We start from the raw sequence: 24946 nt of genomic DNA, 5'->3' as shown, positions 1-24946 counted from the left end.
CTCAATGATTTCAAGACGTGGTTTTCTGGCGGGTGCGGCTGCCGTTCCCTTCCTGTCCTATGCGAGCATTTTGCCTGCTATCGGAGCTGGACGTCAGGACATTTTGGTTGTGGCGCAGCAGCTCGACAACATGACCAGTCTTGACCCGCATGAGAGCTTTGAAGCTGTCGGCAGCGAAATCTGCAACAACATGTACCAGCGTCTGGTGCATCCAAGCCTCTCCAATCCGGATCAGGTGGAAGGCGGTGTGGCGGTTTCCTGGGAAGCCGACGGCGAAGGCAAGGTCTTTACGTTCAAGATCGATCCGAACGCAAAGTTTGCGAGCGGTGCCCAGATAACAGCGGAAGATGCTGCCTTCTCGCTGCAACGTGCGATCAAGATGAACAAGGGGCCGGCTTTCATCATCGGCCAGTTCGGCTTCACGCCTGAGAATGCCGAGAAGAGTATCGTCGCAACCGATCCATCGACATTGACTTTGACGGTCGAGCAGCCGACATCGCTGCCATTCCTGCTATACTGCCTCTCGGCAAGCGTTGCCAGCATTGTGGAAAAGAAAACTGTTCTGGAGAACGCCTCCGGGGATGACCTTGGCAATGGTTGGCTTCAAAAGAACAGCGCGGGTTCTGGTGAATGGGTCCTCGTTTCCTGGAAGCCGAGCGAAAGCATCATTCTGAACGTTAATCCGCATGGCGCCTACAAGGGCAATGTGAAGCGCATCCTTTTGCGACACGTTGCGGACCCGTCCTCGCAGCTTCTGATGCTTCAGAAGGGTGATGTCGATATTGCGCGTAATCTCACCACTGAACAGCTTCGTATTCTGGACGGTGATGAAAACTACAATCTGGTGCGCAAGGGCGTTGGCGGCTTGATGCTGATGTCGCTCAATCAGAGCGTGGAAGCTCTCGCCAAGCCGAAGGTCTGGGAAGCGATCAAGTGGGCTGTGGATTACGAGGGCATTCAGAAGAACATCGTGCCGCTGAACTACAAGGTGCATCAAACGCTTGTTCCTGAAGGCTTTCCGGCAGCCTTGAATGAAAATCCATTCAAGAAGGATATTGCCAAGGCAAAGGCTCTTCTCGCGGAAGCAGGTGTTCCAGATGGCTTTTCCATCAAGATGGATCACTATTCGGCGCAGCCTAGCCCGGATATCGCACAGGCAATTCAGGCGAGCCTTGCCGAAATCGGGATCAAGGTGGAGTTGCTGGCTGCCGAAAATCGTCAGGTTCTGACGAAGATGCGGGCTCGTGAACACCAGATGGCGTTGACCGTATGGGGCTCTGACTATTTCGACCCGAATACCAATGTCGACGTCTTCTGCAACAATCCGGACAATTCCGATGATGCGAAAACCAAGCCTTTTGCCTGGCGCTCGCATTTCCAGAACGAAGATTTCGCCAAGAAGTCTTTGGCCGCGCGTGATGAACAGGACCCGGCCAAGCGCGTGAAGATGTATGAAGATCTGCAGCGCGAATTCATGAACAACAGCCCGTTCATCATCATGATGCAGAAGTTCGAGACGGCTGCCTGCCGCAAGGACGTTACCGGGATGCGTCTCGGCGTGCTGTCCGATTCCCATTCCTATGCAGGGATCGCCAAGGCGTGAAGAAAAGCCTCAAAAACCTGACCGGAATCCTGAGCAGCGTGTTGATCACGCTGTTCGGGCTTATGGTTATCACATTCATGATCGGCCGCGTCATGCCGGTCGATCCAGTTATTGCTGCCGTGGGCGACAACGCGCCCGAAGCCGTTATCCAGCGCGTACGCGCGGAGATGGGGCTCGATCAGCCGCTTGTGGTTCAGTTTGTACATTATATCGGGCAGGTCCTGCACGGTGATTTTGGCAACTCCATTCTGACCCGCAATCCGGTAGCTCAGGATATCGCACGCTATTTCCCGGCAACGCTGGAACTGGCAACGGCCGCCTTGATTGTTGCTGCACTGATCGGAATTCCGCTGGGCGTATGGGCAGCGGTGCGGCAAGGGTCTTTCGTTGACCAGACGATCCGCGTCATCTGTCTTGCGGGACACTCGGTTCCCGTTTTCATGCTGGCGCTGATTTCACTTCTGGTTTTCTATGCGACGCTCGATCTCGCACCGGGACCGGGGCGCCAGGACATCATCTACGAGGGCATGATTCCGCATGTAACGGGCCTGCTCACGATCGACACGCTCATCGAGGGCGACTGGGACGCATTCTGGGATGCTGTCCGTCACATGATTCAGCCCGTCCTGATCCTAGCATATTTCAGCATGGCGTACATCACACGCATGACCCGTGCCTTCATGCTTGACGCGCTCAAGGGCGAGTTTGTGATTACGGCCCGAGCAAAAGGCCTGTCGCTGACATCTGTGATCTGGAAACATGCTTTCCCGACCGTTGCAGTACAGCTTGTGACCGTTCTGGCGCTTACCTATGCTGGTTTGCTCGAGGGCGCCGTCGTTACTGAAACTGTCTTCAGCTGGCCGGGCCTTGGGCAGTATCTCACGGTCTCATTGATGAATGCCGATATGAACCCGGTTGTAGGGGCTACACTGCTGATCGGTGTTATCTATGTCGGGCTCAATCTGCTCGCCGATATCCTCTATAAAGTTCTGGACCCCCGTGTGCGATGATTTTTGCCAATTTTCATAACTGGGCGCTTGATGACTCGCCCACCTCCCGCTCTCAGGCGAACTGGGGGAGGCGCTATCGTATCTGGGTAAATCTTCGGGCCAATCCGCTCGCAATGATTGGTCTTTTCATCATCGTCGCTTTCGTTGCTTTGTCGCTGGCTGCGCCATTGCTGGCGCCCTATGATCCAAGTGTGCAGGACCTCGGCAACAGACTGTCCGCTCCGACTGCGGAACACTGGTTCGGCACCGATGAACTGGGCCGCGATATTCTTTCGCGCATTCTCTACGGTGGCCGCGTAACCCTTGGAATGGTTATCGCCGTCGTCATTCTTGTCGCGCCGATCGGACTGTTCATCGGCTGCATCGCCGGTTACTTCGGTGGCATGGTTGACACGGCACTGATGCGCGTTACGGATGTTTTCCTTGCCTTTCCGCGACTGATCCTTGCGCTGGCCTTTGTAGCGGCCTTGAAGCCAGGCGTCGAAAGCGCGGTGCTTGCGATTGCATTGACCGCGTGGCCGCCCTATGCGCGTCTGGCGCGTGCGGAAACCATGACCCTGCGCAAAAGCGATTTTATCGCCGCAGCCAAGTTGACTGGTGCTTTGCCTTTCCGCATCATTCTGCGCCATATCATGCCGCTCTGCGTGCCGAGTGTCATCGTGCGTATCACGCTTGATATGAGTTCGATCATCATCACCGCCGCAAGTCTTGGCTTCCTCGGGATGGGCGCACAGCCGCCATCGCCCGAATGGGGTGCGATGATAGCGACCGCCAAGCGCTTTATTTTCGAACAATGGTGGGTTGCCACTATCCCCGGCATTGCGATCTTCCTTGTATCGCTCGCCTTCAATTTCCTCGGCGACGGTCTGCGCGACGTGCTCGATCCGAAGCAAAATTGAGAGAACAGATGCTGGTTGATATCAAAAATCTGCAAATCAGCTTTGAAACGCGCACCAGCCGTTTCGATGCCGTGCGCGGGGTTTCCCTTCAGCTCGGTCGCGAAAAACTGGGTATCGTTGGCGAAAGTGGTTCAGGCAAGTCGCTGACCGCACGAGCCCTGATGAAACTCCTGCCGCCAATCGCTGATGTGAAGGCTGACAAGCTTTCGTTCGACGGTATCGACATTCTGTCGGCTACCGAACGCGGGATGCGTCAGATACGCGGCAAGCGGGCTGGTTTCATTCTGCAGGACCCCAAATATTCGCTTAATCCGGTCAAGACCATAGGCGTGCAGGTGGCTGAGGCGTGGCGCACCCATAAAGGTGGCAGCAAGCGTCAGGCAATGGATGCGGCGGTTGATCTGCTCGATCAGGTCATGATCCGCAATCCGCGTGAAGTGGCAAAGCTTTACCCGCACGAGGTTTCGGGCGGCATGGGCCAGCGCGTCATGATCGCTATGATGCTGGCGCCCGATCCCGAGCTGCTTATTGCCGACGAACCCACATCCGCGCTCGATGCTACCGTACAGGCGGAAATTCTTCGCCTGATCGACGATCTGGTTTCCAAACGGGGAATGGGGCTTCTTCTCATCAGTCACGATCTCCCGCTCGTGTCGCATTTCTGTGACCGGGTAATGGTCATGTATATGGGCCGTGTCATGGAGGAATTGAAAGCCTCGGAACTGGTGCGCGCCGAGCACCCCTATACCAAGGGGCTTCTCAATTGCATTCCGTCTCTGATGCATCCTCGCGATCGATTGCCGGTTCTCAATCGTGAAGAAAGCTGGCTGAACTCATGATAGATATTGATCAACTCCGCATCAGCTTCAACGATCGCGAAGTCGTCAAGGGTGTGTCCTTTCGTGTGGAGAAGGGCGGAAGTTTTGGCATCGTAGGCGAAAGCGGTTCGGGCAAGTCCACCATTCTGCGCGCCATGGCCGGCCTCAACGAACAATGGAGCGGCCGCATCGCGTTCGACGGCAAGGACGTAGCCCCGAAGCGGGCGCCCGCCTTCTTCCGTCAGGTGCAGATGGTGTTTCAGGATCCATTTGGATCGCTGCATCCGCGCCAGACAATCGACCGCATTCTGAGCGAGCTTCTGCTGGTCCACGGTATCGGCAATATCGACAAGCGGATTGAAAAGGTCCTCGATGAAGTCGCATTGCCTAAAGCCGCGCGGTTTCGTTTTCCGCATCAGCTTTCGGGCGGTCAGCGACAGCGCGTGGCGATAGCGCGTGCTTTGATTGCCGAACCGGAAGTACTTCTGCTGGACGAGCCAACTTCGGCGCTTGATGTTTCGGTGCAGGCTGAAATTCTCAATCTGCTCGCCGACCTGCGTGCGGAAAAGAATCTCACTTATGTGCTTGTGAGCCACAATCTCGCGGTAATCGCGCATCTGTGTCCAAATGTCGGAGTGATGCAACACGGCGAGATGGTAGAGCAGCTCGGCGCCGAGGATTTGCGCGCCGGCAGAACGACACATCCGCATACCACAGAACTGCGCGCTTTGAGCGTCAATCTGGAAGAACCTGCCTGACGGAGTTTTCATGTCAACGCATGCTGACTGGAACGCGGCTTCTCTTGCCGCGAAAGTCTTTTCGCGAAGCTGGGCCAAGGATGAGCCGGGCGGTGTCATCATCGGCTTTGGCCCTGATGGGGTAAAGTTTGCTTATGCAAGCGGGCTTGAAAGCCTGTCTACCGGTGTTCCATTTACGGCAAATACAGTCGTTCGCTACGCATCAGTCACGAAACATGCATTTTGTGCAATGGTTCTCAAACATGGCGATGTCATTGGCCTGGAGGACCGGCTAGGTGATCATCTGCCGGAATTGCAAAGCCCACTTGCCGATGTCACCGTCGGACGTGCACTCGACATGACTGGCGGGCTCCCCGATACACGCGAATGCCTGACGCTTCTCGGACTATCTGTCTATACGGAAACGGAAGCCGGTCAGCTTCTGGATTATCTGGCTTCCCTCAAACGTCTCAATTTCGATGCCGGCTCAGAGATTTCCTATTCCAACACCGGTTACCGGCTGGTGGAAGCCGCCCTTGAACGAAAGGGATTCCGTTTCAATGATTTTGTGAAATCGGACATTGCGCAACAACTCGGCATTTTCATGGAAGCGCCGGATGTCTGGAATGACCCGGTTGCCGGTCTCGTGCCCGGTTATTGGAAATCTGGTGAAAAGTGGCAGCTTAGCTCCGCTGGCCTGCATATTTCAGCTTCCGGCAGCCTGACGGGCAGCGGGATGGCGCTGACGAAATGGGCGCAGGCGCTCGTTAACGGCGAGGGGCCGTTCAAAGGCCTGTTGGATAGGCTGTCGGCAGACCGTCGTCTTTCTGATGGGCGCGTCACAGGGTATGGCCTCGGGCTGCGCAGGAACGAGGTGGACGGAAAGCGTTTTGTCGGACATGGCGGTTCGCATCCCGGCTATAAGAGCTATTTTCTGCTCGACCCAACAGCAAAAACCGGAATGATCGTGGTTTCGAACCGCGAAGATGCCAATACGTATAAGATGGCGCGGGACTGCATGGCCGCTCTCAACGGTTTGTCGTTGCCTGAGACGAACTGCACCATCCCGGACGGGCTTTACGTGGCGGATAGCGGACCGTTCTGGTTGGAAATGCGCAACGGTATAGCCAATTGGCTCGATTCCGAAGACACGCTTTACGATATCGGCGGTGGCTGGTTCTCATCCCTGTCACCGTCCTCACCGGTTCGGCTTCGCTGGACGGGTACGGAATTGGAAGGGGAAATCGGCTATGTGTCCCGCCGATTGAAGCCGGTCAAAGTGGAGCCGCTCGGCCACGAACTCGACGGACACTGGCAGGCGCCATCCTATGGTGCCAGTTTCGATATCAAGGACGGCCACCTCATCATGGGTATAGGTCCTACGCGTCGGGCCATGCCATTGGAAGACCTGGGCCAGGGACGGGCCCTGTTCACGCTGCATGATGGCCCGTGGACCAAGCGTGTCTGTCTGCACAAGCTTCAGGACGATCGCATCGAACTGGTCCTGAGCCGCGCTCGGATGATTGAGTACGTCCGTTAATCTGGACATCAAAGGTTATGGATGCGGCGGAAGGGCGACCTTACCGCCGCATCTTGCATTATGGTAGGTTGTGACGCTTGATTCCGGAAATATGAGGTAACGTGATGCTGGAACGGATGATCGATCAGGGCGCAGGACGGGAACCTGCCGACATCGTGCTGAAAGGCGGCCGTTTCTTCGATCTCGTGACTGGCGAGCTTGTCGAAAGTGATATTGCCATCTGTGGGGACCGGATTGTCGGAACATTCGGCAACTACCAAGGCAAGCAGGAAATCGATATTTCCGGACGGATCGTCGTGCCGGGATTTATCGATACTCATCTTCACATCGAATCCTCGCACGTTACGCCGCATGAGTTTGATCGTTGCGTGCTGCCGCAAGGGGTGACGACCGCCATCTGCGATCCGCACGAGATCGCCAACGTGCTCGGTGCAGAGGGTATCAAGTTCTTTCTTGATAGCTCCATGGAAACCATCATGGATATCCGTGTGCAGCTTTCGAGCTGTGTACCGGCGACCCATATGGAAACGTCTGGCGCCGAGCTTCTGATCGACGATCTGTTACCTTTTGCGGACCATCCCAAGGTGATCGGGCTTGCGGAGTTCATGAATTTTCCGGGCGTTCTGGCGAAAGACCCTGAATGCATGGCGAAGCTGAGAGCTTTTCAGGGGCGGCATATCGATGGCCACGCGCCGCTTCTGCGCGGCTTTGATCTGAACGGCTATATTTCTGCGGGCATTCGCACCGAACACGAGGCCACAAGTGCGGAAGAAGCGCTCGAAAAGATGCGCAAAGGCATGCATGTGCTTGTGCGCGAAGGGTCCGTTTCCAAGGACCTGAAAGCGCTCATGCCGATCATTACGGAGCGCCATGCGCAGTTTCTGGCGCTGTGCACGGATGACCGTAACCCGCTGGATATCGCCGATCAGGGCCATCTTGATTACCTCATTCGGACCGCGATTGCAGGCGGCGTCGAGCCGATTGCCATTTACCGAGCTGCAAGCGTTTCCGCAGCGAGGGCCTTCGGCCTTTTTGACCGCGGTCTGGTTGCCCCGGGGCAACGGGCTGATATGGTCGTGGTGGATAGCCTCGAAGGCTGCCACGCTGAAATCGTCCTGTCAGCGGGCAGGGTGGTTTCGGAAGATTTGTTTGCCGCGCGCAAGGCCGTCGCACCTGTGGGGCGCAACAGCGTCAAGGCGCCGAAAGTCAGCGCATCGAGTTTCCGCTCGCATTCGAACAGCGGCAAGACCCGCGCAATCGGGATTATTCCGGGCAAGATCATAACGGAAAGCCTGAAATTCGACCTCAAGGTCGGCCCGAAGGGTGTCGAGCCGGATTTCGAAAAGGATGTGGTCAAGATCGCCGTTGTCGAACGGCACGGTAAAAATGGAAATATCGCGACCGGTTTTGTGCACGGCTTCGGCTTGAAATCGGGGGCAATCGCGTCAACGGTCAGCCATGACAGCCATAATATCTGTGTGGTAGGCACATCCGACGAAGACATTGCTGCGGCCGCGAACCGATTGGGCGAAATTGAAGGCGGTTTTGTCGTCGTGCGCGATGGCAAGGTGTTGGCTGAAATGCCTTTGCCCATTGCTGGTTTGATGAGCGCCGAGCCGTATGAAACAGTCCGTGACCAGCTTCGCGTTCTGCGTCACGCAGCCGAAGAACTAGGGTCGGTCCTCGAAGAGCCATTTCTGCAACTGGCCTTCATCGCCCTGCCTGTGATCCCTCATCTTAAGATTACCGACCGGGGCCTCGTGGACGTCGACAAGTTCGAGTTTGTTGGCAACTGATCAGTGCAAGCCGCCCACACCCAATAGTTCCTCAACAGTCTGCTGATTGTCTGCAAGTTCTGTCGACGTGCCAGACCATGCGATGCGCCCGCGTTCCAGTATGATGACATGATCGGCAAAATCGAGCGCGCTCTGGATGCGCTGTTCGACGAGCAGGATCGTCATGTCGCCTTTCTGGGCTAATGCCGAGAAAGCAGCCATTAGTTCTTCGCAGATGACGGGAGCAAGCCCTTCCAATGGTTCGTCGAGCAGCAGTACTGTCGGCTGGCCAAGAATGCTGCGCGCGGTCGAGAGCATCTGCTGCTCGCCACCGGAAAGCTGTGATCCGAGATTGCGGCGTCGTTCCTTCAGGCGCGGAAACATTGCATAGGCTTCTTCAAGCGCGTCTTTCGGTCGGCTTTTAAGGCCAACGAAAAGGTTTTCTTCAACTGTGAGGGTGGGGAAGACATCACGGGTCTGCGGCACGTAGCCGAGACCGGCAATTGCGCGAGCTGCCGAAGGAAGCGTGGCGATATTCTTCCCGTCCAACAGAATTTCGCCGCCATAACGGCGTGTTTGCCCTGCTATGGTAGCAAAGAGGCTGGTCTTGCCGACACCATTGCGGCCAAGAACGGCAAGCCGCGACCCCGGATCGGCTTTGAAGGATACATCTTCGATCACGCGTGTGGGGCCGTAACCGGATGAAAGATTGCGAATTTCAAGCGCGGCTGCACTCATTGCGCATAGCTCCCCAGATAGGCTTCGCGGACACGGGCGTCCTGCACGACATCTTCAGGCAGCCCGTCAAAGATTACCGTTCCTGCGGCCAGAACGACGACGCGCTTTGCAAAGCGGAAAACGAGATCCATATCGTGCTCGATCATGAGAACCGCCAGATCGGGGGGTAATCGGGCAAGTGCTTCCTCGATGCGGCCCGTATCGCTTTGTGGAACTCCTGCGGCAGGTTCATCAAGCAGCAGCACCTTGGGACGAAGAGCCAAAGCAAGGGCAATTTCCAGAAGACGCTGCTGGCCATATGCGATCTCGTTCGCCCGCAATTGGGCGAGAGACAGAAGGCCGAGCGTATCGAGAATGTCGCGCACTTCATCCATCACTTCGGGCATTTTGCGATAGTTGCCGAGAATGCGTCCTGTCATGCCTTCTCGTTGCAGGATCGCAAGCGCGACGTGTTCTTCAGGGGTCATGTCGAAGAAGAGGCGGGTAACCTGAAATGAGCGCACAAGCCCACGCCGAACGCGCTGCATGGCGTTAAGCCTGGAGACATTTTCGCCGCCCAGTGTCACCGTGCCGGAGGTGGCCGGAAGATTGCCCGTAACAAGATTGACGAACGTGGTCTTGCCTGCCCCGTTGGGACCTATAAGCGCAACGCGATCGCCTTTCGCCATGCTGATCGAAACATCGTTGGTGACCGCCAGCCCGCCGAAATTCTTGCGCAGTTTTGTTACTTCAAACACGGTGCTCATTTGCGATGCGCCTTCTTTTCAAAGTAATAGGCGACCGTGCCGTAGAGGCCACGCGGCGCAAACAGCACGACAGCAATCAGCAGGGCACCGACCATCGTAAGCCAGTGGAAAGGATTTGCGGCAGAGACGAGGTCTTCGAACCACATGAAGACTACCGTGCCGATCAGCCCGCCGAACAGCGATCCCGTGCCGCCGAGAACCAGCATCACCAAGGCCTCTGCCGACAGGGTGAAGCTGAGACTGTCGAGCCCGACGACCTGCGTCGATATGGCGTTCAGCGCGCCGCCAACGCCGGCAACGGCACCGGAGATAACGTACATGCGAAGCTGGACTGACTGAACCGAAGCCCCCATCGCGTGAATGCGGATTGGGTCTTCTTTCACGCCCCGGCAAAGCATGCCGAAAGGCGAGCGCACGACAAACCGCAAGAAGATGAAAGAAATCAGCAGCAGGACTACAGCGTAAATGTAGACCGTGTGTCCGTAGAGATCGAACTCGAATATGCCGAGAATTGGATCGGGCGCAATGCCACTCAGTCCATCGCTACCGCCGGTCCAGCTTGATGCCTTATTAGCCGCTTCGTGAAAAAGATGGATCACGGCAATCGATAGGACGAGTTGCGCGAGGCCGTGGGCACGCAGAATGACGGCTCCGGAAACAAGTCCGGTGATCGCGCCAGCTATCAGGCCGATGAGTGTCATCAGGAGCGGGTCGGTAATTCCGAAATGTGCGGCGGCGATGCCGGCGCCATAGGCTCCCGCGCCAAATAGGGCAGCGTGACCAAGTGTTGCGATGCCGCAATAGCCGGTCACCAGATCGAGGGACAATACGAGCAAGGCAATTGCGATGATGCGTGTCAGCAGCGCCAGATTATCGGGAAACAGAAACCAGCCGATGACACTGGCCAGGATTATGGCTGTGATGCCGAGGAAACCCGCGCGAGAATGACGGCGTTGGTTGAGGCTTTGCGTCACGTCGGTCATTTTCTGGCCAACCTTCCTGCAAGGCCGCGGGGGAATAGGGTCACAATGACGATCACCGCCAGATAAAAGAAGAACTCGCCATATTCCGGTGCCAGATAACGGCCGGTAGTATCGATTGCGCCGAGTAGGAGGCAAGCGATCAGCGCACCGGGTATGGAGCCTGCACCACCGACCGAAACAACCACCAGAAAAGTCACCATGTAGCGGAGTGCGTAATAGGGCTCAACAGGCAGAAGTTCGGCGCCAACAACGCCGCCGAGAGCTGCAAGCCCAATGGCAAGCGCAAAGCTGACGGCATAAACGATTTCAGTTCGCACACCGAGGGCTGCCGTCATATTGGCATTGTCGACAGCGGCACGCAGTTTCACGCCGAAGGCGGTGCGTTCGATGATGTACCAAAGGCCAAGAGCTACTACCAGGCCGCAACCGATCGCAAAGACACGGTGTTTCGCGATAGCCCGAAATCCGAGATCGACCGATCCACGCAGCGCTTCCGGCAAGGGGATGGTCTTCAGCGTCGGCCCGAATATGTAATTCGTCAGTCCTATGATGCAGAAAGTGATGCCGATGGTCATCAGAACCTGGGTCAGCTCGGGCGCTCCGTAAATGCGCCGATAGAGCAGCCGTTCCACCGGAACTGCGATGAGCATCGTACCAGCGACGGCAATAATGATCGCAAAGCCGTAATTGAGGCCGAGTTGCTGGGCGGCATAGGATGCGAAATAGCCGCCGATCATCGCAAATGCTCCATGAGCCAGATTGACGACCCGCATCAAGCCCATGGTAACCGAGAGGCCGATGGAAATGACGAAAAGCACCATGCCGTAAGCAAGGGCATCGACAGCAATGCTGAGCACAGTCTGCATTGAATGATCCTGTTGGAACGTATCCCGAGATGCGCAAGACATTGTTCGGGATACGCGGTAAAACAAGCAGTTACGGACCGGAGCGAACGCGTTTCACGCCTCTCCAGGCAATGCGCGGCAGTAGTTCGACCGCCGAGCTATTGAGCTTTCAGTCCGGGGTCTCCCTGCTTCTCGAAAGTCTGGATTTCCTTGTTGTAGAAAGTCCCGTCATCAGCCTTGGCTACTTCACGCAGATAGATATTCTGCGTCATGTGGCGGCTTTCTGGATCGATGGATACTGGGCCGCGCGGGCTGATCCATTCCATGCCTTTGACTGCTTCGACCGCTTTCTCGGCATCTTTTTCGCCGCCGGTCGCTTCGATCATCTTGTATATGACATGCATGCCGTCATACGCGCCAACCGAAGGGAAGGAAAGTTCGACAGGATTGCCAACAGCTTTCCGGGCTTCCTCTACGAACTTCTTGTTCTCCGGCGAGTCATGGGAAACCGCATAGTGGAACGTCGTCAGCACGCCGAGAGCATTCTCGCCCAACGCCGGAAGATCGGATTCCTGGGTCAGATCACCCGGAGCGAAAAGCTGGATGCCCGAGCCCTTTAAGCCGTTATCGACATAGGACTTCATGAAACCGAGCGTCGTTGGCCCTGACGGCAGGAACGCGAACACGCCTTGAGCGCCGGAATCCTTGATGCGCTGCATGATCGGGCTGAAGTCGTTCGTTGCAAGTGGCATACGAATGGCTTCGACCACTTCTCCACCAGCTTCGGTGAACGCTGCCTTGAATGCATTTTCAGCATCCACTCCTGGTCCATAATCGCTCACAACCGAGATAACTTTCTTCACACCCTTGTCGAGTGCGACCTTCGCGATCGGGGTTGACGTTTGCCACGTGGTGAAGGACGTGCGCACCACATAGGGGCTTTTGGTTACGATGGAAGACGTGGCGGCATTCATGACCACCATCGGCACATTGCCTTGTTTGAGAATGGGTGTAACCGCCATGGCGTCAGGAGTGAAGTAAAAGCCAGCGAGATATTGTACGCCTTCCTTGACCACGAGTTCCTGCGCAAGTGCCTTGGACTGCGCCGGGTCTGCCTGCGGCACGTCGCGATAAACGATCTCGACAGTGTCATCGCCGATCTTGTTACCATGCTCGGCCATATAGGCGTCGATGCCAGCTTTGAAGTTCTTGCCCTGAAGGGCAAATGGCCCTGAAAATGGACCGATGACACCGACCTTCACCACGTCCGCATAAGCTGCCGACGTCGCAAGTGAAAAGACCGCGAGCGCGGTTATTGCGATTTTCTTCATGTTCTCCTCCCTATCGCCCACCATTCCTGCCCGTGACCGTCTCGTCGCAACAGGGAATGTCCTGATTTCAGCATGCCTATCTAAATGGTCATGTAAAATGAAAAATTACTTATAATCGATACCCGGATGGTTATGTGTCTGGCGCTTGTTCGGTGCCGATCCGGACAATCTTGTCGATCAGCGCCGATGCAATGTTAAGAGCACTGCCGGTTGACGCAACGATCTGCGGCAGGACCATCCATTCGACCATCCAGGCTGCGCCTGAGCGTTCCTGTTCGTGCACCATCGCCTGATGGAGCCCTCCCATTTGGGCTGCATTGAAGCGGGCAAGGCTAATCAATATCTCCGCTCCCACGGGATTTTGCTTGTGCGGCATAGCCGACGATCCGCCGCCACCTGTCAGGGAAAGTTCCTCACCCATTTCGGCCATGAGTGCGATGTCCTGTCCGAACTTTCCCAGAGTACCCGTGACAAGCGAAAGCAGATTACCAAATTCAACGATGAATGCGCGTTGGCTGTGCCATTGCAGACTATCGTGCAGTTCGAGCTTTTCGGCTAGCAGCGCCCGCAGGGCTGGTGCTTGCGTGCCGAATTTTTCAAGCGTTCCTGCTGCGCCTCCGAACTGCACGGGAAAGGAGATGGCGTTCAACTTCGTGCCGTAACTGCAGAGAGGGTTTTTCCAGCTCGAGATGCGGTCCGATACGGTTATGGGAAGAGCAGCCTGCATACGTGTATAGCCGGTGAGCGCTTTCGCTCCGAACGTCACCTCAAGCCATTCGTAACGTTGAACCAGTTGTTGAATTCTTCCATAGAGGATTGTGCTTGTACGCTTCAGCCGCAAAACAAGACTCGTATCGATGACATCCTGGCTCGTCGCACCAAAATGAACATACTCTCCGTAATTTTTCCCTACAGCCAGTTTTAGCTCTTTCACGAGCGAGGGAATAACCACACCGTCGCGGGCCGTGGCCTTTGCCAGACTGGAGAGGTTGGGCCCGAACGTCTCTATCGTTTGCGCGATTGCAAGTCCTGCCTCGGTTGGTATCAGGCCAAGACCGGCTTGAGCCTCGGCCAGTGCCGCTTCGTAGCGCAACATTTCAGCAATATCGGCTGCTGCCGTGAACAGGCTCAATATCTCTTCGTCATCGCCGAAGAGTTGCGCCAGAAATGGGTGTTCGAAGACCGAGATACTCATGCGTCAAATATCGAAAAAGATGGTTTCTTTTTCGCCCTGCAAGTGAATATCGAAATGATAGACGCTACCTTCGCGCCGACCGATGAGGGTTTGCACCCGGCTCCGGTGTTCGATGCGAACAAGGATGGGATCCTCTGCATTGGCATCGGCTTCGTCGGAAAAATACATCCGTGTCTGCAAGCCGAGATTGATGCCACGAGCCACGATCCACAAGGTGACGTGCGGCGCCATGAAGCTACCGTCTTTGAAAGGAACGCGCCCCGGCTTGATCGTCTCGAAAGTGAATTCGCCTGTGTCCATATGGCTCGGACACCGGCCCCAGCCACGAAAGCCGATGTCGGCCTTCCCGCCGGTTTCCGAAGGGCTGTTATAGAGGCCGCGCGCATCAGCCTGCCATATTTCCACAAGCGCATCGCGAAGCGGTGCGCCCATTCCATCAATGACATGGCCTTTGATGGTGATGCGTTCTCCAGTGGTTTCCTCACCGTAGAGAGGGCCGGACCCGAGGTCCTGCCGGAAGACGCCGTCGATCCCGACAAAGTTCGGGGTCAAACCGATATGGACATAAGGGCCTGCGGTTTGCGACGCGGTTTCTTTCAGATAGGTGAGAGGTTGCGCCATATCAGTTGCCCTCCGGGCGATTTTCGAAGAGGGTTGAACGACGACCGCGTAACACGATGTCGAACTTGTAAGCGAGCATATCCATCGGCAAACTGGCGTTCATATCCAGCGGCGCGACCAACCGTTCGATAGCCGATTTGTCCGGGATGGTTTTGACGATCGGGCATATCCAGATCAATGGATCCCCTTCGAAGTACATTTGAGTGATGAGGCGTTGCGCAAAGCCATGCCCGAACACCGAGAAATGAATGTGAGCCGGACGCCAGTCGTTCACGCCATTTGGCCAGGGATATGGGCCGGGCTTTATGGTCTTGAACCAGTAATAGCCGTTCTCGTCCGTGATGGTGCGGCCGACACCCCCGAAATTTGGATCGATGGCTGCAAGATAGGTTTCTTTCTTGTGGCGGTAACGTCCGCCGGCATTGGCCTGCCAGAATTCCAGGAGCGCCCCTGGAACAGGCCTATTGCTTTCGTCGAGAACACGGCCATGCACAAGGATGCGGGGGCCGATCGGCATCTCACCGGGGCGCGCGTAATTCAGGATGAGATCATTATCCAGCTCATGCAGCATGTTGTGCCCGAATACCGGGCCGGTAATTTCGCTTTTGGTGCCTTCGAGCGAAAGCAGCGCACGGGTGGGCGAGCGAAGCACCGAGGTCTTGTACCACGGGGTGTAGGCCGGTGGATGCATCGACAGATCACGAGCAAAGAATGGAGTTATCTCCGGCAGACTGTTTTTCATTTTTCGGCCTCCTCCGCATCCATCTGCGCATAAGTCTGCTTGGCGATCTTAAAAGCGTGGTTCGATGCCGGAACTCCCGCATAGATAGCGACATGCATCAATGCTTCGCAGATGTCCTCCCTCGTCGCGCCTGTATTTTTTGTAGCGCGTATATGCATGGCAACCTCGTCGTCTTGCCCGAGTGCGGCAAGAAGCGCAATGGTGACGATCGAACGCTCCCGTTTGGTCCAGCCCGGACGCGACCAGACGGTTCCCCATGCAGCTTCCGTTATAAGCTCTTGAAATGGTGCATCAAGGTCGGTCGCGCTGTTTGAAGCACGATCAACATGCGTATCGCCCAGAACCGAACGGCGCACATTCATACCGATCTTGTAACGTTCTGACCGCACGGCATTGTCAGCCATGGTTATTCTCCATGCTAGAATCTGTTTGTAATAAAGTTGCGTAACAGCGAGACGTAGGCATCGGGCTGTTCAACGCAGGGGATATGGCCGCAGTCGGCAATCTCTGCAAAATCTGCTTGAGGAACGAGGCCTGCCAATTCGCGCACAATGGCAGGCGGTGTGGAGCCGTCCTGCTCGCCGACCAGACACAATGTCGGCACCGAAATCTTTTTGGCTACTTGCGTTAAGTCGGCATCCCGCAGAGCAGTGCAAGTGGCTGCATAGCCTTCGAGCGGTTGCCGAACGAACATGTTGCAATACGCACGATAGGAAGGATTATCGGGATGCCGATAGGCAGGGGTGAACCAGCGGGGCATTGTCGCGTCGAGAATGCTTGCGAGGCCGTTTTCCCGAATAGCGGCAATACGCGCATCCCACATATCGGCAGTGCCAATCTTGTGGGCAGTGTTGGACAGAACAAGCCCTGTCACCAAATCGGGTCGCGCGGCAACAACGCCTTGCGCAATCAAACCGCCGACAGAAAGCCCGCAGATGATCGCCCGCTTTATCGAGAGCTTGTCGAGCAGTGCGGTGAGATCGGCGGCGAGCAGTTCGATTGTATAAGGAGTGCTTCCGATGTCCGAAAGACCGTGGCCGCGCTTATCATAGACGAGAACTGAGACGTCGTTGCCCAAGCGTAAACGAACTTCATCCCATATGCGCAGATCGGTTCCCAGCGAATTGATGAAAACCAGAACGGGTTTTTCGGCTGCTGCCCGCTGAAAGTCGTAATGGATGACGACGTCGTTTACGGATGCGAATTGCACGGCTTTCTCCTCTTGCATCGCACTGTCATGCTTTCAACTGGTTAAGTAAAATGATATTCTTGGCCAAAATCATAACTATAAGGTTATAGATAGGTGATTGGAAACCGGATCAAGTTTCGCCATCTGCATACGTTTGTTGAGGTTGCGCGACAGAAAAGCGTGGTCAAGGCTTCGGAAGTCTTGAGTATCAGTCAACCGGCCGTGACCAAGACAATGCGTGAGCTGGAGGAAATTCTGGGCGTTCCGGTGGTGGAGCGCGACGGTCGCGGGATAAGGATAACGCGGTTCGGTGAAGTGTTTCTTCGTCACGCGGGGACAGCTCTGACGGCTCTCAGGCAGGGACTGGATTCCGTATCACAGGAACTGGACGGATCGGGGCCGCCTATTCGCATTGGCGCATTGCCGACAGTTTCAACACGGATCATGCCGAAAGCAATGAGCCTGTTTCTTGCGGAGAGAACATCCAGCCAGGTCAAAATCGTGACGGGCGAAAATGCTGTTCTTCTGGAGCAGTTGCGGATTGGCGATCTCGATCTGGTCGTCGGGCGGCTTGCAGCACCTGAAAAGATGACCGGGTTTTCCTTCGAGCATCTTTACTCGGAGCAGGTCCGGTTTCTTGTGAGGGCGGGGCATCCTCTGGCAGCTGGACACGCGGTTTTCGAAAGGCTGGCCGATTATCCGGTTTTAATGCCGACACGCAACTCGATCATTCGTCCTTTTGTGGACCGGCTGTTGATTACAAATGGGATCGGAACACTGCCTGTTCAGATAGAAACTGTATCCGATGCTTTCGGGCGAGCATTTGTCCGCGACAGCGATGCGGTGTGGATTATATCAGAGGGCGTTGCGGCCAGAGACGTCTCAGAGGGCAAACTGGTTGCGTTGCCCATTGATACAAGCGAGACAACGGGCCCTGTAGGGCTCACGATGCGGACCGATATGGCGCAGACCGCCGCGATGCAGATTCTGATCCAGACATTGCGTGAAGCTGCCGGCCTGCAGCCATAGAACCGCGGTCGACTACCTTGATGAGGTGGCCGACCGCGCGAGATGCGACAAGTTCCGATTGGAACTTATCGCCGGGGGTTCAATGAATAGTGTTGCGGCCTCTGTACCAAACCCTTGGTATGTCTCGACAATATCAATTGCAGTTCAATCGTCGGCTTTCAGAACGGTAATCCGACATAGTTTTCGGCAAGTGCGGTCGAAGCAGCGTGGGAAGTGCAGAAGTAGTCAAGTTCCGCTTCCTGTACTTTTTGATCGAATGGCGCCATGTTCGGGAAGCGGTGCAACAGTTTTGTCATCGACCATGAAAAGCGCTCGGCCTTCCAGATGCGGGCGAGAGCTTTGCCGGAATAGGCGTTAATACCGGCTTCGCACCTGTCGAGGTAAAAGTCCCTCAGTCCCTCGTAAAGATAATGCACATCGCTCGCGGCGAGGTTCAGTCCTTTGGCGCCGGTCGGAGGAACAATGTGCGCGGCGTCGCCAACAAGAAGCATCCGTCCGAAGCGCATCGGTTCGGCCACGAAGGAGCGCAGGGGCGCAATGGATTTCTCGAAAGACGGTCCAGTCACCATGGCTTCTGCATGATGTGCTGGAAGACGCCTGCGCAATTCATCGTAAAAGCGCTGATCGCTCCAGCCTTCGATTGTTTCGTCCAACGAACATTGAATATAGTAACGGCTGCGGGTGAGGGACCGCATGGAGCACAGGGCAAAGCCCCGTTTGTGGTTCGCATAGATCAGTTCGTGCGCGACGGGTGGAATATCGGCCAGTATTCCAAGCCAGCCGAAAGGATAGATCTTTTCGAAAATATCGATTGCCTTTTCCGGCACGGATTTGCGGCTCACGCCGTGAAATCCGTCACATCCGGCGATGAAATCGCAATCGATACGATGCGTTCTACCCTCTTTCTCGAATGTGACATATGGTGATGACGTATCGAAATCGTGCGGTGTAACGTTGGCCGCTTCATAAATGCTGGCAGCGTTTGACTTCTGCCGTTCATCTATGAGGTCGTGCGTCATCTCGGTCTGGCCGTAGACCGTGACGCGTTTGCCGGTCAGCGCATGCAGATCGATACGATGATCCCGCCCGTCGAAAGCGAGCGAGAAGCCATCATGCAGCAGACCTTCAGCATGCAGGCGCGCAGATGCGCCAGCCTCATCCATCAGCTTGACGGTGCCTTCTTCCAATACGCCTGCACGCACGCGGCCCAAAATATAATCAGCGCTGACGCGATCCAGCACGATATTGTCTATCCCGGCTTTCGTCAGAAGCTGGCCAAGGAGCAGACCCGAAGGGCCCGATCCGATGATTGCGACCTGAGTTCGCATATAGTCCTCCCAATGCAGTCTTCCTTATTCTTGGGGGAACCTTCAGGCTGACAATGGATAATTCCGGCAATTTATTGTACAAATCGAACATTATTGGAGGACAATATGTCGGAAAATTTTGTTCCAACATACGAGCTTTACGGAGAGGACAACGAGAAGAGGCCGGATTTCTGGCTGCACTGCGAAACGCTTTTTTCGCGATCGAGTTTGCACAATTTCGAGATTTCACTGCATCGTCACGTGAGTTTCTTTCAGCTTCTGTATATTGAAAGCGGTTCGGGGCAGGTAAATTTTGACGGCGCCATGCGCCCATTTCAAACACCATGTGCGATTTTTGTGCCGCCCGGTTTCAATCATGGGTTTGCATTTTCAAAAGATATAGTGGGTCACATCGTGACGATTTTGAGCCCCCATATGCCGTTTGTGGGAGGTGGGGCAGCGGGAGTGATGGCAGAGTGGCTGACGCAGCCGCAACTCATATCCATGAAAGACGCAGGCGAAGATAATCTCGCATTACTTTCCTCTCTTCTGAGCCAAGTGCAAGATGAGTTTCATGCAAGAAAACCATATAAAAACAGCCTTTTGGAGTCCCTTGTTCAAGTTGCACTCATTTACATTTTAAGGCATGCATATTCTTCAAACCCGGCGAAGCGTCAAGAAAACCGGGTCTATATGCCCGCTCGTCTTGAACGGCTGTTGGAACTGGTCGATCGCTATTACCGAGATCACAAGCCGGTTTCATTTTATGCGAAATTGCTGGGAGTTTCAGCGACGCATCTCAATCGGACGGTGAAACAGCTAACGGGAGGAACGACACAAGATTTGGTCGCAAACAAGCTGATGGATACGGCCAAGCGCGATTTGATAGCCATGCCATCCTCCGTACAGCATATCGCCTACAGCCTCGGATTTTCAGATCCTGCTTATTTTTCGCGCTTCTTTCTGAAAATGACAGGTGAAACACCACGTGCGTTTCGCTTGAGGGAGCGTGAGCGTCTCGCCGCCCAGGACATATCACTGTAAGGTTTAATTGGATTTTTCATCCTCGACAGTTCATCTCAGCAGACTGCGAAGGTCCGACTGGACTTGCAACATGGCGGGTAGGAAGCGTTCGACCAGCCCCCCTGTTTCGACGTGAGCCGCCGGCGCCCCGATATTGATTGCTGCAACTACGGTGCCTCTGTGATTGAAGACTGGAACTGCGATTGAACGCAGCCCGAGTTCCAGTTCCTGATCGTTGATTGCATAACCTTGATCACGAATAACGGAGATTTCCGCCATCAATTGGTCAATTGCCACCTTCGTAAATGGCGTCAGCGCTTTCCGTTCGGTGCGCTCAAGAATCGTAAGTGCTTCGGGTTCGTGAAGCGAGGCCAGGAGCACGCGCCCCATCGAGGCACAGTAGGCTGGAAGCCTGCTTCCAGCCATCAGGTTAATGGACATGACACGCATCTGCGAGGCGCGGGCGATGTACACGATTTCTGTTCCGTCCAGAACGGACGCGGACGCACTTTCACCGACTGTGTCGGACAACCGGTCCAGATGCGGCTGGATGATCGTTGGCAAGGGTGTCGAAGAGAGATAAGCGTGTCCGAGCCGAAGAATTTTAGGCAGCAGCATGAAAAACTTGCCATCGTATTCGGCGTAGCCGAGCGTAGCGAGGGTCAGCAAGCACCGCCGTGCTGTTGCGCGGTCGAGCCCGGTAATCTTTGAAACGTCCGCTATCGAAAGACGTGGCTGATTTTCGCCGAACGCCTCGATAACTTTCAGTCCTTTGGCAAAGCCTCCGATGAAGTCTGTTTCGCGCATGAAGCCTCCTGAAAGCGACAATCTATTTTGTGCGATATGTGAACAAATGTCAAATAACGCACAAATGTTTTGACCCGCCCTTGATGCGGTGGCTAATTTCAGCGTGTTTGAGGCTGGAAACGCTCGCCGTGAAATCGCGCGTTCCAGTATGGAGGCGAAATGGACAAGACAATCGGAGGTTTGGCGGACGCAGTTGCCGGAATAGGTGATGGCGCGAGTGTCATGATAGGGGGATTTGGTGGCTCGGGCGCGCCAATCGAACTCATTCATGCCCTGATCGACAAGGGCCCCAAGAACCTGACGGTGATCAATAACAATGCTGGCAATGGCGGCATTGGCATTGCAGCCATGATCGACGCCGGGATGGTTCGGAAGATGATTTGTTCTTTCCCCCGGTCATCCGATCCGCGCGCCTTCACGGATAAATATATAGCTGGCGACATTGAACTGGAACTCGTGCCGCAAGGAACGCTTGCCGAGCGCATTCGCGCAGGTGGTGCTGGTATCCCGGCATTCTACACCCCGACCGCCTACGGCACGGAGCTGGCTGAAGGCAAGATTATAGCTGAATTTGACGGACGACCCTATGTGCAGGAGCGCTGGTTGAAAGCTGATTTCGCGCTCATCAAGGCTCATCTTGGCGATAAGCACGGCAATCTGACCTACCGCATGGCGGGGCGTAATTTCAATCCCCTCATGTGCATGGCTGCGGCGAGAACCATTGTGCAGGTGTCGGAAATTGTTCCGCTCGGCGGCATTGAACCGGAAAATGTCATCACGCCAGGCATCTTCGTTGACAGTGTCGTTGAAGTTGCAAATCCGAAGCAGGAAGAAGAGCTCATTCGCGCGGGAGTGACCTACGCATGATGATCGATATTCATGACGACATCAAACTATCCAATGCGCAGATCGCCTGGCGTGCCGCACAGGATATCCAGGACGGTGCCTATGTAAATCTCGGTATCGGCTTTCCAGAAATGGTCGCCCGTTATCAACCGGAAGGCCGCGAAGCGATTTTCCATACGGAAAACGGCATTCTGGATTTCGGCGAAACCCCTCCGGAAGGCGAGGAAGATTGGGATCTGATCAATGCTGGTAAGAAGGCGGTCACGCTGAAGCCCGGCGCGGCTTTCTTTCACCACGCTGACAGCTTCGCAATGGTGCGCGGCGGCCATCTCGACGTGGCAATTCTTGGTGCATATCAGGTTGCCCAGAACGGCGATCTCGCTAACTGGCGAGTAGGGGCCAAGGGTGTGCCGGCGGTCGGTGGTGCAATGGATCTTGTGCACGGCGCGAAACAGGTCGTGGTGATTACCGAGCATGTGACGAAGAAGGGCGAACCGAAGCTCGTCGAAAAGTGCACTTTCCCGCTAACCGGTGTTGCATGTATCACGCGTGTCTATACCAGCCATGCGGTGATCGATATCGACAAGGGGCGTTTTGTGCTGCGTGAAAAGTTGGCTTCCATGACATTGGAAGCCCTTCAGGCCATGACCGGTGCGAAACTCCACGTGGACGGCTCGGTTGCCGATCTCGTTGTCCCGGAACTGTGAGGCCATACCATGAGTGAAGCATATATCTGCGATTATATCCGCACGCCAATCGGTCGCTACGGGGGCGCGCTTTCATCGATTCGTGCCGACGATCTTGGTGCGGTCCCACTGAGAGCACTTATGGAGCGTAATGGCTCTGTCGATTGGGAAGCCGTGGATGACGTCATTTTCGGCTCGGCCAATCAGGCCGGGGAAGACAACCGGAATGTCGCGCGCATGTCATTGTTGCTGGCGGGATTGCCCGTTGGGGTGTCAGGAACCACGATCAATCGTCTCTGCGGGTCGGGGATGGATGCTGTCATAACGGCCGCACGCGCAATCAAGGCCGGCGAAGCAGAACTTGTTATCGCCGGAGGCGTGGAAAGCATGAGCCGCGCGCCTTTCGTCATGCCGAAAGCCGACAGCGCATTTTCACGCAAGGCGGAAATCTTCGATACGACCATCGGCTGGCGATTCGTCAATCCTTTGATGAAGAAGCAGTACGGTGTGGATTCCATGCCGGAGACGGGCGAGAACGTAGCGGAAGATTTCAATGTTTCGAGGCAGGATCAGGACATATTTGCGCTTCGCAGTCAGGAAAAGGCGGCAGCCGCGCACGAGAATGGACGCCTTGCCAGGGAAATCGTACCCGTCACTATACCGCAGCGCAAAGGTGAGCCGATCATTGTGGACAGGGACGAACACCCCCGTGTGACGAGCCTGGAAGCATTGGCAAAGCTGGGCACGCCCTTCCGCGAGGGCGGCACTGTGACGGCAGGCAACGCTTCAGGTGTAAATGACGGAGCTGCAGCGCTCATCATCGCGTCAGAGGAGGCCATCAAAAAATATGGCCTCACGCCCATAGCGCGCATTGTTGGTGGCGCTACGGCAGGTGTTCCTCCCCGCATCATGGGTATTGGTCCTGCTCCGGCGACAAGGAAGCTCTGTGCCCGTACCGGTATCGCGACTGATGCCTTCGACGTCATCGAACTGAACGAGGCATTTGCATCGCAGGGCCTGGCAGTATTGCGCGATCTCGAAATCTCCGACGACGACAAGCGTGTCAACCCGAACGGTGGCGCGATTGCTCTTGGGCATCCACTCGGCATGTCCGGCGCGCGCATTGCAGGCACGGCGGCGCTCGAACTTTCGCTCAATGGCGGCAGGTATGCTCTCGCAACAATGTGCGTAGGTGTCGGGCAGGGGATCGCCGTTGCGCTTGAACGCGTTTGAAACGCGCATGAGTGAGAAATCCGGACGTTTCGCCCGGATTCTTCACCTCGTGAAAACGGGATCATACTTTTGCATTGTCGGGCGACTACAATATTGCCCGCGACTAACGATCAAGCTAGCATGGCCCATTACAACAACGTCGGGAACAACCCGTCGAACCAAAATGGGAACATGTCGATGAAAATTGCTCGCCTTGCCCTTATGGGCGGACTCCTTGCAACTGCACTCTATACAGGCTCTGCGACCGCCCGCGATCTGACAGTCGTTTCCTGGGGCGGCAACTATCAGGACGCCCAACGGGAAATTTACTTCAAGCCCTTCTCCGAGAAAGTCGGCAAGCCCTTGCTGGATGAATCCTGGGACGGCGGCTACGGTGTCGTTCAGGCAAAGGTGAAAGCAGGAAAGCCCAATTGGGATGTGGTGCAGGTGGAGGCGGAAGAACTCGCCCTTGGTTGTGCGGACGGTCTTTACGAAAAGATCGATTGGGACAAGCTAGGCGGCAAAGACAAGTTTCTCGACAGTGCGGTCAATGATTGCGGTGTCGGTGCGATCGTGTGGTCGACCGCGATCGCCTATAACGCGGACAAGTTGAAAGATGGTCCGCAATCCTGGGCAGATTTCTGGGATGTGAAAAAGTTTCCAGGCAAACGCTCCCTGCGCAAAGGCGCCAAATACACCCTCGAATTTGCACTCCTCGCTGACGGGGTCAGCAAGGACGAGGTTTACGATGTTCTCTCGACGCCCGAGGGTGTGGATCGCGCATTCAAAAAGCTTGATGAACTGAAGCCAAATATAGTCTGGTGGGAAGCAGGAGCGCAGCCACTGCAATTGCTGGCCTCGGATGAAGTGGTGATGGCGTCGGCCTATAACGGGCGCATCACGGGCATAAACAGGAGCGAGGGCAAGAATTTCAAGGTGGTCTGGCCGGGCAGCATTTATGCTGTCGACAGCTGGGTCATCCTGAAAGATGCCGAAAATAAGGATGTGGGACTGGATTTCATTGCTTTTGCGAGCCAGCCTGACAACCAGGTGAAATTGCCGAAATACGTGGCTTACGGCCTGCCGAACAAGGAAGCTGCAAGCAAGGTGCCTGCGGAATTCGCATCCGATCTTCCGACAGCGGAAGTCAATCTGAAAGACTCTCTGCCACTGAATGTCGATTTCTGGATCGACAACTCCGAAGAGCTGACGAAGCGCTTCAACGCGTGGCTGGCACAATAATTCGCAATTATGGCCCCGTCGG

At 55.5% G+C, this 24946-nt stretch carries 25 protein-coding genes; 13 read left to right on the top strand and 12 right to left on the bottom strand.

All coding sequences use genetic code 11. From position 1 onward, the window contains the following. Positions 1-4: 4 nt before the first annotated feature. The 7 genes from ACOWVS_RS08530 to ade all read left to right on the top strand — a co-directional run bounded on the left by ACOWVS_RS08530 (position 5) and on the right by ade (position 8403). Entirely contained in the window at positions 5-1603 is a 1599-nt protein-coding gene (locus ACOWVS_RS08530) for an ABC transporter substrate-binding protein (protein ID WP_006468994.1), read from the top strand. Further along, positions 1600-2613, top strand: coding sequence for an ABC transporter permease (locus ACOWVS_RS08525; protein ID WP_021587262.1), 1014 nt, complete (start codon positions 1600-1602; stop codon positions 2611-2613). Before ACOWVS_RS08530 ends, ACOWVS_RS08525 begins: the two co-directional genes overlap by 4 nt. Further along, a complete protein-coding gene (gene nikC / locus ACOWVS_RS08520) occupies positions 2610-3512 on the top strand; it encodes a nickel transporter permease (protein ID WP_006468992.1) in 903 nt (300 codons plus the stop codon). The genes ACOWVS_RS08525 and nikC overlap by 4 nt, the downstream gene beginning before the upstream one ends. Positions 3513-3520: 8 nt before the next feature. Further along, on the top strand, positions 3521-4351 hold the full coding sequence (locus ACOWVS_RS08515; protein WP_006471316.1) for an ABC transporter ATP-binding protein: 831 nt from the start codon (positions 3521-3523) through the stop codon (positions 4349-4351). Next, positions 4348-5088 carry an ABC transporter ATP-binding protein gene (locus tag ACOWVS_RS08510; protein WP_021587261.1) on the top strand — a complete coding sequence of 247 codons (741 nt, stop codon included), beginning with the start codon at positions 4348-4350 and terminating at the stop codon, positions 5086-5088. The genes ACOWVS_RS08515 and ACOWVS_RS08510 overlap by 4 nt, the downstream gene beginning before the upstream one ends. A 10-nt stretch (positions 5089-5098) precedes the next feature. Further along, complete coding sequence (locus tag ACOWVS_RS08505) at positions 5099-6607, top strand: serine hydrolase domain-containing protein (protein WP_006468989.1); 1509 nt, start codon at positions 5099-5101, stop codon at positions 6605-6607. A gap of 104 nt (positions 6608-6711) precedes the next feature. Then, complete coding sequence (gene ade / locus ACOWVS_RS08500; protein ID WP_063621067.1) at positions 6712-8403, top strand: adenine deaminase; 1692 nt, start codon at positions 6712-6714, stop codon at positions 8401-8403. On the opposite strand, the gene ACOWVS_RS08495 is transcribed toward ade, so the two are convergent. The 10 genes from ACOWVS_RS08495 to pcaD all read right to left on the bottom strand — a co-directional run bounded on the left by ACOWVS_RS08495 (position 8404) and on the right by pcaD (position 16793). Continuing rightward, positions 8404-9120 carry an ABC transporter ATP-binding protein gene (locus tag ACOWVS_RS08495; protein WP_006468987.1) on the bottom strand — a complete coding sequence of 239 codons (717 nt, stop codon included), beginning with the start codon at positions 9118-9120 and terminating at the stop codon, positions 8404-8406. Then, on the bottom strand, positions 9117-9866 hold the full coding sequence (locus tag ACOWVS_RS08490) for an ABC transporter ATP-binding protein (RefSeq protein ID WP_006468986.1): 750 nt from the start codon (positions 9864-9866) through the stop codon (positions 9117-9119). Before ACOWVS_RS08490 ends, ACOWVS_RS08495 begins: the two co-directional genes overlap by 4 nt. Beyond that, on the bottom strand, positions 9863-10849 hold the full coding sequence (locus tag ACOWVS_RS08485; protein WP_006468985.1) for a branched-chain amino acid ABC transporter permease: 987 nt from the start codon (positions 10847-10849) through the stop codon (positions 9863-9865). The genes ACOWVS_RS08490 and ACOWVS_RS08485 overlap by 4 nt, the downstream gene beginning before the upstream one ends. Next, a complete protein-coding gene (locus tag ACOWVS_RS08480) occupies positions 10846-11715 on the bottom strand; it encodes a branched-chain amino acid ABC transporter permease (protein WP_006471315.1) in 870 nt (289 codons plus the stop codon). Before ACOWVS_RS08480 ends, ACOWVS_RS08485 begins: the two co-directional genes overlap by 4 nt. Before the next feature lie 137 nt (positions 11716-11852). Continuing rightward, positions 11853-13025, bottom strand: coding sequence for an ABC transporter substrate-binding protein (locus ACOWVS_RS08475; RefSeq protein ID WP_021587259.1), 1173 nt, complete (start codon positions 13023-13025; stop codon positions 11853-11855). 130 nt (positions 13026-13155) lie between these two features. Continuing rightward, positions 13156-14220: a 3-carboxy-cis,cis-muconate cycloisomerase gene (locus ACOWVS_RS08470; RefSeq protein ID WP_075041865.1), complete on the bottom strand. Its 1065-nt coding sequence runs from the start codon at positions 14218-14220 to the stop codon at positions 13156-13158. Between the two features lie 3 nt (positions 14221-14223). Further along, the gene (gene pcaG / locus ACOWVS_RS08465) at positions 14224-14841 is read right to left on the bottom strand and encodes a protocatechuate 3,4-dioxygenase subunit alpha (protein WP_075041866.1); all 618 of its coding nucleotides are present in this window, start codon (positions 14839-14841) and stop codon (positions 14224-14226) included. Between the two features lies 1 nt (position 14842). Continuing rightward, complete coding sequence (gene pcaH / locus ACOWVS_RS08460; RefSeq protein WP_075041867.1) at positions 14843-15583, bottom strand: protocatechuate 3,4-dioxygenase subunit beta; 741 nt, start codon at positions 15581-15583, stop codon at positions 14843-14845. Continuing rightward, positions 15580-15987 carry a 4-carboxymuconolactone decarboxylase gene (gene pcaC, locus ACOWVS_RS08455; protein WP_075041868.1) on the bottom strand — a complete coding sequence of 136 codons (408 nt, stop codon included), beginning with the start codon at positions 15985-15987 and terminating at the stop codon, positions 15580-15582. The genes pcaH and pcaC overlap by 4 nt, the downstream gene beginning before the upstream one ends. Before the next feature lie 14 nt (positions 15988-16001). Next, on the bottom strand, positions 16002-16793 hold the full coding sequence (gene pcaD, locus ACOWVS_RS08450) for a 3-oxoadipate enol-lactonase (RefSeq protein WP_075041918.1): 792 nt from the start codon (positions 16791-16793) through the stop codon (positions 16002-16004). Positions 16794-16886: 93 nt separating this feature from the next. Between pcaD and pcaQ the strand changes: the two genes are divergently transcribed. After that, complete coding sequence (gene pcaQ, locus ACOWVS_RS08445) at positions 16887-17801, top strand: pca operon transcription factor PcaQ (protein ID WP_075041869.1); 915 nt, start codon at positions 16887-16889, stop codon at positions 17799-17801. 158 nt (positions 17802-17959) lie between these two features. Here pcaQ and pobA read toward each other — a convergent pair whose 3' ends face one another. Continuing rightward, complete coding sequence (pobA, locus tag ACOWVS_RS08440; RefSeq protein ID WP_075041870.1) at positions 17960-19129, bottom strand: 4-hydroxybenzoate 3-monooxygenase; 1170 nt, start codon at positions 19127-19129, stop codon at positions 17960-17962. A 105-nt stretch (positions 19130-19234) separates the two neighbouring features. On the opposite strand from pobA, the gene ACOWVS_RS08435 reads away from it, so the two are divergent. Further along, entirely contained in the window at positions 19235-20152 is a 918-nt protein-coding gene (locus ACOWVS_RS08435; protein WP_075041871.1) for a helix-turn-helix domain-containing protein, read from the top strand. 30 nt (positions 20153-20182) lie between these two features. Here ACOWVS_RS08435 and ACOWVS_RS08430 read toward each other — a convergent pair whose 3' ends face one another. Next, positions 20183-20938 carry an IclR family transcriptional regulator gene (locus tag ACOWVS_RS08430; RefSeq protein ID WP_075041872.1) on the bottom strand — a complete coding sequence of 252 codons (756 nt, stop codon included), beginning with the start codon at positions 20936-20938 and terminating at the stop codon, positions 20183-20185. Positions 20939-21097: 159 nt separating this feature from the next. Between ACOWVS_RS08430 and ACOWVS_RS08425 the strand changes: the two genes are divergently transcribed. The 4 genes from ACOWVS_RS08425 (at position 21098) to ACOWVS_RS08410 (ending at position 24924) form a co-directional block, all read left to right on the top strand. Next, complete coding sequence (locus ACOWVS_RS08425; protein ID WP_075041873.1) at positions 21098-21805, top strand: 3-oxoacid CoA-transferase subunit A; 708 nt, start codon at positions 21098-21100, stop codon at positions 21803-21805. Beyond that, positions 21802-22491, top strand: a complete 690-nt coding sequence (locus tag ACOWVS_RS08420) for a CoA transferase subunit B (RefSeq protein ID WP_075041874.1) — start codon at positions 21802-21804, stop codon at positions 22489-22491. Before ACOWVS_RS08425 ends, ACOWVS_RS08420 begins: the two co-directional genes overlap by 4 nt. Positions 22492-22500: 9 nt before the next feature. Next, positions 22501-23703, top strand: coding sequence for a 3-oxoadipyl-CoA thiolase (gene pcaF / locus ACOWVS_RS08415; RefSeq protein WP_075041875.1), 1203 nt, complete (start codon positions 22501-22503; stop codon positions 23701-23703). Between the two features lie 177 nt (positions 23704-23880). Next, a complete protein-coding gene (locus ACOWVS_RS08410; RefSeq protein ID WP_075041876.1) occupies positions 23881-24924 on the top strand; it encodes an ABC transporter substrate-binding protein in 1044 nt (347 codons plus the stop codon). Positions 24925-24946 lie beyond the last annotated feature (22 nt).

This window comes from Brucella sp. IR068 (genome assembly GCF_049065885.1).
In the GTDB taxonomy this organism is placed as follows: Bacteria; Pseudomonadota; Alphaproteobacteria; order Rhizobiales; family Rhizobiaceae; genus Brucella; species Brucella intermedia.
The sequence above is the reverse complement of the archived record's forward strand: the minus strand, read 5'-3'. Positions and strand labels throughout refer to the sequence as shown.